The sequence below is a fragment of the Streptomyces ossamyceticus genome, from assembly GCF_001418475.1.
Classification (GTDB): domain Bacteria; phylum Actinomycetota; class Actinomycetes; order Streptomycetales; family Streptomycetaceae; genus Streptomyces; species Streptomyces ossamyceticus.
In genome coordinates this window covers 1-11,949 of sequence record NZ_LIQX01000348.1, presented here as the reverse complement: position 1 = coordinate 11,949, position 11,949 = coordinate 1, and the positions used below count along the sequence as shown (strand labels likewise).

The 11,949-nt window shown below is 71.9% G+C and carries 8 protein-coding genes and 1 pseudogene; 3 read left to right on the top strand and 6 right to left on the bottom strand.

What is annotated here, in order from left to right:
- Positions 1-152 precede the first annotated feature (152 nt).
- From AOK15_RS24875 to AOK15_RS24865, 3 genes are all read left to right on the top strand, one after another.
- A complete protein-coding gene (locus AOK15_RS24875) occupies positions 153-2,657 on the top strand; it encodes an MFS transporter (protein WP_055520547.1) in 2,505 nt (834 codons plus the stop codon).
- A 68-nt stretch (positions 2,658-2,725) separates the two neighbouring features.
- Positions 2,726-3,553: a YceI family protein gene (locus AOK15_RS24870; RefSeq protein ID WP_055520544.1), complete on the top strand. Its 828-nt coding sequence runs from the start codon at positions 2,726-2,728 to the stop codon at positions 3,551-3,553.
- A 53-nt stretch (positions 3,554-3,606) separates the two neighbouring features.
- Positions 3,607-4,077 (top strand): PPOX class F420-dependent oxidoreductase, encoded by a 471-nt coding sequence (locus AOK15_RS24865; protein WP_055520542.1) that lies wholly within the window; start codon positions 3,607-3,609, stop codon positions 4,075-4,077.
- 84 nt (positions 4,078-4,161) lie between these two features.
- Here AOK15_RS24865 and AOK15_RS47215 read toward each other — a convergent pair.
- The 6 genes and pseudogenes from AOK15_RS47215 to AOK15_RS24840 form a co-directional block, all read right to left on the bottom strand.
- Positions 4,162-4,274: pseudogene (locus AOK15_RS47215) on the bottom strand (TetR/AcrR family transcriptional regulator); the annotation flags it as partial.
- Positions 4,275-4,779: 505 nt separating this feature from the next.
- Positions 4,780-7,053: an ArnT family glycosyltransferase gene (locus AOK15_RS24860; RefSeq protein ID WP_055520540.1), complete on the bottom strand. Its 2,274-nt coding sequence runs from the start codon at positions 7,051-7,053 to the stop codon at positions 4,780-4,782.
- Entirely contained in the window at positions 7,050-8,645 is a 1,596-nt protein-coding gene (locus tag AOK15_RS24855; protein WP_055520538.1) for a bifunctional glycosyltransferase family 2/GtrA family protein, read from the bottom strand. The genes AOK15_RS24860 and AOK15_RS24855 overlap by 4 nt, the downstream gene beginning before the upstream one ends.
- 56 nt (positions 8,646-8,701) lie before the next feature.
- A complete protein-coding gene (locus tag AOK15_RS24850; RefSeq protein WP_079058681.1) occupies positions 8,702-10,441 on the bottom strand; it encodes a sensor histidine kinase in 1,740 nt (579 codons plus the stop codon).
- Complete coding sequence (locus AOK15_RS24845) at positions 10,438-11,178, bottom strand: response regulator transcription factor (protein WP_055520545.1); 741 nt, start codon at positions 11,176-11,178, stop codon at positions 10,438-10,440. The genes AOK15_RS24850 and AOK15_RS24845 overlap by 4 nt, the downstream gene beginning before the upstream one ends.
- Before the next feature lie 275 nt (positions 11,179-11,453).
- Positions 11,454-11,810, bottom strand: a complete 357-nt coding sequence (locus AOK15_RS24840; protein WP_107099512.1) for an antibiotic biosynthesis monooxygenase family protein — start codon at positions 11,808-11,810, stop codon at positions 11,454-11,456.
- Positions 11,811-11,949: the final 139 nt, after the last annotated feature.

Genomic DNA, 11,949 nt, shown 5'->3' with positions numbered 1-11,949 from the left:
CCCCTGAAAGACACCCACCACACCCCGTACACCCGCGAAGACCACGTAAGAGAAGGAAGCCCATGGCAACGACCACACCAGCCGGTGTGCGGGCTCACGCCAAGCACGGCCACGGCCCCGCCAAGGGGGCCTCGCACGGCGACGGCGCTCCGATGACGCACCGGCAGATCATGGAAGCGCTGACCGGACTGCTGCTCGGCATGTTCGTGGCGATCCTGTCGTCGACGATCGTCTCGAACGCCCTGCCCGACATCATCAAGGACCTGGGCGGCGGTCAGAGCGCGTACACCTGGGTGGTGACCGCGTCGCTGCTGGCGATGACCGCGTCCACCCCGCTGTGGGGCAAGCTCGCCGACCTGTTCTCCAAGAAGCTGCTGATCCAGCTGGCGCTGGTCATCTTCGTGCTCGGCTCGGCCGCGGCCGGACTGTCCCAGAACGCCGGGATGCTGATCGGGTTCCGCGCGGTGCAGGGCGTCGGTATGGGCGGCCTGTCGTCGCTGGCGCAGATCATCCTCGCCGCGATGATCTCCCCGCGGGAGCGCGGCCGGTACAACGGCTACCTCGGTGCCACCTTCGCGACCGCCATGGTCGGCGGCCCGCTGGTCGGCGGTGTCATCACCGACACCGACTGGCTGGGCTGGCGCTGGTGCTTCTACGTCGGCGTGCCCTTCGCGGTGATCGCCCTGATCGTGCTCCAGCGGACCCTTCACCTGCCCGTCGTCCGGCGCAAGGTCAAGGTCGACTGGGCGGGCGCGCTCCTGATCACCGCCGCGGTGTGCCTGCTGCTGATCTGGGTGACCTTCGCCGGTGACAAGTACGACTGGGTGTCCTGGCAGACGTACGCGATGGTCGGCGGCACGGCGGCCCTGCTCGCGCTGTTCGTCCTCGTCGAGGCCAAGGCGAGCGAGCCGATCATCCCGCTGCGGCTGTTCCGCAACCGGACGATCACCCTGGCCTCGCTGGCCTCGCTCTTCGTCGGTGTCGCGATGTTCGCGGGCACCATCTTCTTCAGCCAGTACTTCCAGCTGGCCCGTGACAAGTCGCCGACCATGTCCGGCGTCCTGACCATCCCGATGATCGCCGGTCTGTTCGTCTCGTCGACCGTCTCCGGCCAGGTCATCACCCGCACCGGCCGCTGGAAGGCCTGGCTGCTCGCCGGCGGTGTGCTGGTGACCGCGGGTCTCGGTCTGCTGGGCACGCTCCGGTACGACACCCCGTACTGGCACGTGGCGGTCTTCATGGCGCTGCTCGGCCTCGGCGTCGGCATGATGATGCAGAACCTGGTGCTGTGCACGCAGAACCAGGTGGCCCCGGGCGACCTGGGCGCCGCCAGCTCCACCGTCACCTTCTTCCGCTCCCTCGGCGGCGCGATCGGCGTGTCCGCGCTGGGCGCGGTCCTCAGCCACCGGATCACGCACTACGCGGAGGAGGGCCTCGCCAAGCTGGGGGTGTCCGGCTCCTCCATGGGCCACGGCGAGATCCCCGACCTGGGCGCGCTGCCCGCGCCGATCCGCACGGTCATCGAGAGCTCCTACGGCCACGGCATCGGCGACGTCTTCCTGTACGCCGCCCCCTTCGCCGTCCTCGCGCTCGTCTTCTCCGTCTTCATCAAGGAGGTCCCGCTGCGGACCCACGGGGCGCTCGCCCAGGCGGCGGAGAAGGAGACGGCCGGTGCGGCACCGGCATCGGGTGCGGGTACGGCTGCGGGTGCGGCTGCGGGTGCGAGTGCGGCTGCGGGTGCGGGTGCGAGTGCGGCTGAGGCTGGGGCTGGGGCTCCTTCCGTCGCGGCTCCCTCCACCGCTGCGGCTTCCGCCACGGCCGATGCGGCTTCGATGGTGGCCGCCTCGGCAGCCGCTCCGGCCGCCGCCTCGGGCTCAGGCCCGGCGTCGGTGGGCGGCGGGGTGCCCGTGCGGGGGCATGTGCGCGGGGCCGAGGAGGCGCCCGTGCCGGGGGCCGCGGTCACGCTGATCTCGCTCGGGGGCCGACAGCTCGGCCGTTCGGTCGCGGGGGCCGACGGGGTCTACGCGGTGGACGCGCCCGGCGCCGGGTCGTACGTGCTGATCGCCGCCGCCGACGGGTTCCAGCCGCAGGCGTCCACGATCGTCGTGAACGGCGAGCCGGTCGCGTACGACATCCTGCTGAGCGGCACGAGCGGGCTGAACGGTGTGGTGCGGGCCGCAGGGGTCGCGTTGCCCGTGAAGGACGCGATGGTCGTGGTGACGGATGTGCGTGGGGACGTGCTGGCCACCGGGACCACCGGTGAGCAGGGCGAGTTCGGCTTCGGGGAGCTGGTGCCCGGTCCCGTCACCGTGGCGGTGAACGCCGCCGGGTTCCGTCCGCGCGCCCTGCCCGTCGAGGTCGGCGGCACCGGCGTCACCCGCGTCGAGGTCGACCTGGAGGCCGGGGCCCGGCTCCGGGGGGTCGTCCGGGCGCCGGGCGGGCCGCTGGCCGACGCCCGCGTGACGCTCGTCGACGCGGCGGGCAACGTCGTCGCCTCCGCCACCACCGGTTCGGACGGGGCGTACGCCTTCGCCGACCTGGACGGCGGCGACTACACGGTCATCGCCACCGGGTACCCGCCCGTGGCCACGGCCCTGACGGTCGCCGGCACCGGAGTCGACGGCCACGACATCGAACTCGCCCACCCCGGCGAGTAGTTCACACCCGGTCGGCGGGGCGGTGTCTCCGCCCCGCCGACCGGTCGTATCCGAGGAGTGACGCGCACATGGGACTGACCGCGAGGATCCGCACGAGGGACGGCTGGGCCGTGTCGCACGCGGTCGTCACGGTGACCGACATGGCCGGTACGCAGGTGATGCGGGCCGAGGCCGACGCGGAGGGAGCGGTCCACGAGCCCACGGCGCTCGCGCCCGGCGCGTACACGGTGATCGTCACGGCCGTCGGCTACGGGCCGGTCGCGTCGAGCGCCCTGGTCACCGCCAGCGGCCGGGCGGAGGTCGGCACGGTCACCCTCGCCCGGCTCGGCGGCACCGAACTCCCGCCGCCCGGCCCCTGGACCGTCGACCCGGCCCACTCGTCCGTCGCGGCGGTCGCCCAGCACCTGGGCATCTCCAGCGTCCGCGGGCGGTTCACCGACTTCTCGGGCTCGATCGAGATCGCCGCGCCCCCGGACGAGGGCACCAAGTCCCGTGTGACGGCGGTGATCCGGGCCGCCTCGATCGACACGGGCAACGGCATGCGCGACGACCACCTGCGCTCCCCGGACTTCCTGGACGTGGAACGCCACCCGGAGATCACCTACGTGTCGACGGGCCTCACCCCCGTCGCCCCGGACCGCTGGACGGTGCAGGGCGAGCTGACCCTGCACGGCGTCGTCCGCCCGGTCGACCTCGACCTGGCGTACCTCGGCACCGGCCCCGACCCGTGGGGCGGCACGCGTGCCGCGTTCCGGGCGACGACGGAACTGCGCCGCGAGGACTTCGCGATGAACTACAACCAGGTCCTCCAGGCGGGCATCGCGGCCATCGGCACGACCCTGAAGGTGGAACTGGACGTCCAGGCGGTGCAGGGGGAGAGCCTGCCGGGGGCTTGATGAGGGCGGCGGGTGGCCCGCTCCCTCAGGCACCCCGGCTCTACGCTGTGCGCATGGCACGGAACATCGCGACCAACACCAAGGTCTCCCTCGACGAGCTCCTCGACTTCGTACGCCCCCGGCACCGGGCGCTCCTGCTGACCCGACGGGCCGACGGAGGGCCGCAGGCCTCGCCGCTGACCTGCGGTGTCGACGACTCCGGGCGCATCGTGGTCTCCACGTACCCCGAGCGCGCCAAGACGCGCAACGCCAAGCGGGACGAGCGGGTCAGCGTCGTCGTCCTCAGCGACGACTGGGACGGCCCCTGGGTCCAGATCGACGGAACCGCCGAGGTCATCGACTCCCCGGAGTCGGTGGAGCCGCTGGTGGAGTACTTCCGCAACATCGCGGGTGAGCACCCGAACTGGGACGAGTACCGCGAGGCCATGGTCAAGCAGGGCAAGTCGATCATCCGCATCACCCCGGACCGCTGGGGCCCGGTGGCGACGGGGGGCTTCCCGGCACGGTTGGTGGAGGGGGACTGAGGGCCGGGACCGGGAACCCTCCGGCCGGGGCCGAGGGCGCCGGCCCAGGGGGAGTCAGCGCAGGGGGAGTCGGCCCAGGGGGAGTCAGCCGCGTTCGACCATCGCCTCGATGCCGGGATGCGCGTGTCCAGCGCGTAGGCGAAGTCCCGTTCGCGCATCTCCTCCACGGTGTCGCCGCCGCGGGCCTCCATGAGGGCGCGGGGGGAGACGACGACTGCGAACGCCTGCGGGGCGGCCCGGGGAAGGTGACCCGCACAGCGAACGCCAGGCGCCGCATCGGCCCGGGGAGGCGGTAGGCACCGCGATCTTCGTCAGGGGCAGGGAAGTCAGCATGCACAGCGATCGCCTTCGAGGGCGGCCCGGGGAAGGCAGCACCAAGTGGGCGCCTTCCACAGGACGGCACGGGAGAGGCGACAGCGGCGAAGCCCTCCGGCAATGGCGCGAGGGAGACGACAACAGCGAACGCCTTCGGACATGGCGCTGGGGAGACCTCAAGAGCAGCGAGCGTCTTCGCGGGGCAGCCCGGCAAGGGCTGCCCCGCGCACCGGGCGCTCTGCGCGTCGCCCCGGAGAAGGCGCGAGCGCAGCGAGTGTCGTCAGGGGCGCGGGGAACTGCGCGAACAGCCCCGGCGCACCCGCAGCCGCCCACCGACCCGCGCCCCCGAGCAAGTAGGCGGCCCGCCCCACTCCTCGTCGGCCGCGCCTACTTCGCCTGCGTCAGGTCGTAGAACGTCGTACCGTCGGCCGTCACCGTCTCGAAGTTCTCCTGGACCCAGGAGCTGATCTGCGCGGAGGTGCCGTTGCTCCCGCCGCCCATGCCGCCGCGGGAGCCGCCGGCGATGAAGTAGTGGATCTTTCCTTCCGCCACGTACTTCTTGAACTCCGCGAGCGTGGGGGACGGGTCGGTGCCGTTGAAGCCGCCGATGGCCATGACGGGTTCGCCCGTGGAGAGCTGGTAGCTGGCCGCGTTCTGGGCGCCGATCGCGGCGGCCGCCCAGGTGTAGTCCCCGGCGTTCCTCTCCAGCAGTTCCTTCACCTCGTCGCTGACGCTCGCGCCGTTGAGCAGTCCGCCCATGCCGCCGCCACCGCCGCCGCCCATCCGTCCGCCGTCACCGTTCTGGGTCTGGCCGTTGCCCTGGCCCTGCGGCTGGGTCTGCGTGGACCCGTTGCCGTTCTGCTGGCCCTGCCGGCCGTTCGGGCCTCCGCCGAAGCCGCCGGTCGGGGGCTGACCCATCTGGCCGTTCCCGTTCTGGCCGTTGCCGTTCTGGCCGTTCTGGCCGCCCTGCTGGTTGTTCTGGCCCTGCTGGCCCGGCATCCCGCCGCCACCGGGGCCACCGCCCATGCCGCCGCCGGGGCCTCCCCGGCCGCCCTGGACGGACGGGCCGGCCGTGACGATCGAACCGGTGTGGCCCTCGCCCAGCGTGGTCAGGGTGTACGCCGTCGGACCGGCCAGCGCGGTGACGAAGCTCAGGCCCACGACCGCGAGGGCCAGTTGACGTCCCAGCCGGGCCGCGAAGACCAGGCCGAGCGCGGCAACCAGACCGCCGACCAGCACGACCCACTTCAGCCAGGGGAGGTAGTCGGAGGAGCGGGTGAGGAGCACGTACCCCCAGACCGCCGTTGCCGTCATCGCGGCGGCCAGGGTGAGCGACGCCCACACCTCGGCGCGCCGCTCCCACAGCAGGCCCGCGCCCATGCCGACCAGCGGCGCGACGTAGGGGGCGAGGGCCACGGTGTAGTACTCGTGGAAGATGCCCTGCATGAAGCTGAACACCACCATGGTGATGAGCAGCGAGCCGCCCCAGAGGAGGAACGCGGCGCGGGCGCCGTCGGTGCGCCGCAGCTTCCGGGTCGCCCAGATCGCCGCGCCGAGCAGGATCAGCGCGGCCGGGATCAGCCAGGAGATCTGGCCGCCGATGTTCGAGCCGAACATCCGGTCCCAGCCGGTCTCACCCCAGTTGCCGCCACCGTTGCCGCCCCCACCGCCTCCGCCGACGCTGCCGGTCTCCTCGCCGTTGATGCGGCCGAGGCCGTTGTAGCCGAAGGTCAGCTCCAGGAAGGAGTTGTTCTGCGAGCCGCCGATGTACGGGCGGGACGAGGCCGGCCACAGCTCGACGATCGCGACCCACCAGCCGCCGGAGACGACCATCGCGAGCCCGGCGAGCAACACTTGGCCGAGCCGCTTCTTCCAGGTGCCGGGGGCGAACGCGACGTACACGAGTGCGAGCACCGGCAGGATCAGGAAGGCCTGGAGGGTCTTCACCAGGAAGGCGAGGCCGATGGCGGTTCCCGCCCAGACCAGCCACTTCGTCTGCGCCTTCTCCACCGCGCGGAGGGTGCAGTACACGGCGGTGGCCATCAGCAGCGCGAGGGCCGCGTCCGGGTTGTTGAAGCGGAACATCAGCGCGGCGACGGGCGTGAGCGCGAACACCGCCATGGTGAGGAAACCGGCCGTGGCGTCGAAGCGACGGCGTACGGCCGCCCACAGCACTCCGGCGGTGGCGACGGCCATCAGGACCTGCGGGAACAGGATCGCGAAGGAGTTCAGGCCGAGGAGCCGCACCGACAGGGCCATCGGCCACAGCGACGCCGGAGGCTTGTCGACGGTGATGGCGTTGGCCGAGTCCAGCGACCCGAAGAAGAGGGCCTTCCAGGACTGGCTGCCCGCCTGCACGGCTGCCGAGTAGAAGGAGTTGGCGTACCCGGACGCCGTGAGGTTCCAGGTGTAGAGGCCGCCGATCAGGAGCAGGGCGAGGAGGAAGCCGGGGCGCACCCAGCGGTTGTCCTCCGGGCGCCCGCGCCAGATCCGCCGGCCGAGGGGCCCCCGGGGCTCACCCGAGCCGGGTTCCGTGGGCGTGCCCGGTGTGTCCGCGACGTCCGCCCCCTGGACGTCTGTTCTCGTCGTGGGCGGTCCCCAGCCGGGGTCGGCGGGGCTCGCGCCCCCTTGGTGCGTCGACGTGTCGAAGTGCGTGGTCATCGTGTGTTCCTCGAATCCTGGTCGTGCGGGCGCACCGGCCGCATCCGCATGGTCGCGTCGCCCCAGGTGCGGTCCGCGGCGTCACCGGCGCGAAACGGGGTCGTGGGGTACGGGGTGGTCCCGTACGGGACTGTCGGGACTGTCGGGGCTGTCGCGTACTCGGCACGCGGCGCGGTGTGGGCCGCCGTCGGGCGGTGGACCGCGGTCGGAGGGTGGGCCGCGGTCGGAGGGTGGGCCGTCGGCTGGAACCGGTCCTGGTGGGCGTACGGGCCGGGCCGCCCCGGTCGGACCGCGGCCGTGCTCGCGTACCCGGCGGCCTGGTGGTCGGACGGAGGGGCCGGCGTGCCGCTGTCACGCCGGTCGGGGAAGACCCAGGCCCGGAAGAGCAGGAACCGCAGCACCGTCGCCGCGAGGTTCGCGGCGATGAGGACGGCCAGTTCCGTGGAGTGCGCGGGGTCGCTGGTGGCCGCGTTCAGGGCGACGAGCGAACCGCTGGTGAGGGCGAGGCCGATGCCGAACACCACCAGGCCCTGCGCCTGGTGCCTGACGGCGCCGGCCCGGCCCCGGACGCCGAACGTGAGGCGCCGGTTGGCCGCCGTGTTGGCGATCGCCGAGACGAGCAGGGCGAGCGCGTTGGCGGTCTGCGACCCCGCGAGGGTGCGGAAGCCGCTGTAGAGGAGCAGGTAGAAGAGGGTGGACAGGCCGCCCACGACGCAGAAGCCGAGGAGTTGGCGGGCCAGGCCGCGCGGCACGTCCTCGATGTCGCGGTCGCGGGGGTCGTCCCCGAAGGGGCGGACGAGCCGGTCGAGGGCGAGCGACCCGGTGGCGAGGGCCCTGCCGACCCGCCACACGCCCTTGAGGTCGTCGGTGGCCGTCCTCACGATGTGGACGGTCGAGTCGGGGTCGTCGACCCAGTCGACCGGCACCTCGTGGATCCGGAGCCCGGCGCGCTCGGCGAGCACCAGCATCTCGGTGTCGAAGAACCACCCGGTGTCCTCGACGAGCGGCAGCAGCACCTGCGCCACGTCCCGCCGTATCGCCTTGAACCCGCACTGCGCGTCCGAGAAACGGGCCTGGAGCGAGCCGCGCAGGATCAGGTTGTACGCGCGGCTGATGAACTCCCGCTTGGGGCCGCGCACCACCCGCGAGGAACGGGCGAGCCGGGAGCCGATGGCGAGGTCCGAGTGGCCGGAGATCAGTGGGGCCACCAGCGGCAGCAGGGCGTTCAGGTCGGTCGACAGGTCCACGTCCATGTAGGCGAGGACCGGGGCGTCGGAGGCGGACCAGACGGCGCGCAGGGCCCGCCCGCGCCCCTTCTGCTCCAGCCGGAAGGACCTGACCTCCGCAAGCTCCGCCTCCAGCCGCGCGGCCACCTGGGGGGTGGTGTCCGTGGACGCGTTGTCCGCGATCGTGATGCGGAACGCGTACGGGAAGGTCCGCGCGAGGTGCTCGTGCAGTCTGCGGACGCACGGCTGGAGGTCCTTCTCCTCGTTGTAGACGGGGATCACTACGTCCAGGACAGGCGTACCGGCGTCTGTGGCCGGGAGGTGCTCCCGCGCCGGCAGAGTGCCGGGAGAAGAGTCGGTTCGCATGACACGTAGATTCGCGACCCGCTCTGTTATGCCCGTGTGCTGACGCTGTGCTGTGCCTATGAGTCCGGGTGCCGGGGTGCGGGCCGGTGCCCGGCGTCCACGAGGTCCTGGCCGACGCCGCCGACGTCCTGAGCGAGCTCCTGGTCGGCGTCGTCTCCGGCGTCCGGGTCGGCGTTCGGGCCGGCATCCGGGTCGGCGTCGTGGTCCAGGCCGTCGAGCTGCCAGTTGGCGGCGTCGTCGAGCAGGGGGCCGGGCCCGCCGAGGACGGGCAGGTGCACGGTGAACACGGTCCTGCCGGGCACGCTGTCGACGGTCACGGCACCGCCGTGCGCGTCGGCCACGGCCTGCACGATGGCGAGCCCGAGGCCGGTCGAGCCGGACACCCTGGACCGGGAGGAGTCCCCGCGCGCGAACCGTTCGAAGACGTGCGGCAGCAACTCCTCGGGGATGCCCTGCCCGTCGTCCTCGACGTCCACGCACATCCACGGCCCGCGCCGCTGCACACGCGCGGTGACCGTGGTCCCGGGCGGAGTGTGCGTACGGGCGTTCGCCAGCAGATTGACGAGGACCTGTTGAAGCCGTGCCGCGTCCGCCGACACCGGCGCCGGCGCGTCCGGCAGGTCGAGCCGCCAGTTGTGGCTCCGCCCGGCCGCCCGCGCGTCGCTGACGGTGTCGACGACCAGCGGGATCAGATCGGTCCGCTCGAACTGCAACGGCCGTCCGGCGTCGAGCCGCGCCAGCAGCAGCAGATCCTCGACGAGCAGCGTCATCCGCCCGGACTCCGACTCGATGCGGCCGAGCGCGTGCCGGGTCTCGGGCCCGATCTCCTCCCGGCCCCGCCGGGTGAGTTCGGCGTAGCCGCGGATGGACGCGAGGGGTGTCCGCAGCTCATGGCTGGCGTCCGCCACGAACTGCCGGACACGCGTCTCGCTCTCCTGCCGCGAGTGCAGCGCGCCGTGGATGTGGTCGAGCATCCGGTTGAGGGCGGCCCCGACCTGTCCGACCTCGGTGTGCGGGTCGGTCTCGGACTCGGGCACCCGTTCGTTGAGGGTGACCTCGCCCGTGTGCAGGGGCAGTTCGGAGACACGGGTGGCGGTGGCCGCCACCTTGCGCAACGGCCGCAGGGCCACCCCGACCAGCGCGGACCCGGCGACACCGGCGGCGACGAGCCCGGCACCGGTGACGCTGAGCTCGACGATGACGAGGGTGTTGAGGGTCTCCGTGACGTACTGGGTGGGCAGGGCGACGTAGAAGTTGCCCCGGTTCCCCTTGCCGTACTGCACCCGGTACTCCCCGAGTCCGGGAATGTCGACGTCGTGGGTTCCGGTCTTCGGCACCGAGGCGAGAGCGGCGGTCTGTGCGGCGTCGAGGTCCTTGGGGGTCATGCCCTCGAAGCCCTTGCTGTCGGAGTTCTTCTCCTTGGCGACCACGGCTTTGGTGATCTCGCCGCTGGTGCCGCTGACCTGCGCGACGACGGTGTTCTCCTCGGTGCCGCCATTGGTGACGAACCCGAACAACCCGTCCGGCGGGAGCCGACGGCTCATGTCGTCACCGGCCGGCCTCACGGGGCCCCCGGCGGCACGCCCGGCGACCTCCTTGACCTGGCTGTCCAGCTGGTCGTCCAAGTGCCGGCCGAGCGCGATCGTGGTGACGGTCCCGATCACCGCGCACACCACCGCGATCAACGCCACCGCGGAGACGACGAGCCGCGTACGCAGGGTGCGCGGCGGCCGTTTCGCTCGTCCCGGCCCGAGCTGCGACCACCACCGCGTAGGCGTCCGTCGTCGCCCGCTCATGACGCGGCGGGCTTGATCAGATAACCGGCTCCCCGCCGGGTGTGGATCATCGGCTCGCGCCCGGCGTCGATCTTCCGCCGCAGGTACGAGATGTACAGCTCGACCACGTTCGCCTGGCCGCCGAAGTCGTACGACCACACCCGGTCGAGGATCTGCGCCTTGCTGAGCACTCGCCGCGGGTTCCGCATCAGGAACCGCAGCAGCTCGAACTCGGTGGCGGTGAGGTGGATGCCGTCCCCGCCGCGCGACACCTCGTGGCTGTCCTCGTCGAGCATGAGGTCACCGACGACGAGCACGGAGTCGGAGCGCCGGTCGGCGGCGCCGGAACGCCGGATGAGGCCCCGCAGCCGGGCGACGACCTCCTCCAGGCTGAACGGCTTGGTGACGTAGTCGTCGCCGCCGGCGGTGAGCCCGGCGATCCGGTCCTCGACCGCGTCCTTCGCGGTGAGGAAGAGGACCGGCACGTCCGGCAGATCCCGCCGCAGCCGCCCGAGGACGGTCAGCCCGTCCATGTCGGGGAGCATCATGTCCAGGACGACGGCATCGGGCCGGAAGTCGCGCGCGGTCTGGAGGGCACCGGTGCCGTCCCCCGCGCTCCGGATCTGCCATCCCTCGTAGCGAAGGGCCATGGACAGCAGTTCGGTGATCGACAGCTCGTCGTCCACCACAAGCACGCGGACGGGGCTCCCGTCCGGCCTCAGCAGTTCGGTGCGCCCCTGGGGCGAGGTCGTGGTCATGCTGGACACCTTGTCGGCGTCCTCTGAGAACACCCTTTCTGGAACCTGTGATTTTTCTGAGAAACACACAGGAGCCTCTCAGGGAACACCTGGGAAGATCCCCGACTTCCGGGACAGAACCCTGACTGACCAGGGATTTCCCGCCCCGCCGCAAGGTTTTCCCCTGGGCGCCTCACCGCGATCCCACAGCCTCCCGCCCCACAGGAAACGGGACACGCACCCCGCCCTGACCCCCTTCTTATGCAAGCGCAGTCATGCTCCGCCTACCCCTTCCCCTACTCCTTCTCCTTCTCCTTCACGAACCCGTGGCTGCGTTCGACCTTGGCGACGTGCAGGGAGTAGCTCCGGTACCACTCGGCGCGCCCCCGCTTCTGGGCCGACCGGTGCTCCGTGTCGCTCCGCCACCGCTCCAGGGCGTCGGCGTCCCGGAAGTACCCCACGGTGATGGCAAGGCCGCCGGGTGTCTGCGCGTGGTCCATGCCGAGGTACCCCGGCACGTCCTTCACCAGTTCCTCCATCCGTTCGGCGGTCTCCCCGTACCCGCTCTGCTCCTCGGTCCTCGTGGAGGTGAACACCACGGCGTAGTACGGCGGTTCGAAGACAGGGACAGGTGCTATCTGCTGATCACTCATGTCACCCACTGTCGCGTCGGTCATCGACCACCGTCCAGCGCCTTTCCGTACGGGATCCAAAAGGGATCGAGGTCTTTACCCGAGCCCGTGTCGACCACGGCCGGCGAGGAGCCCCCTTTCCTCGCCGCCCGTGGTCGAC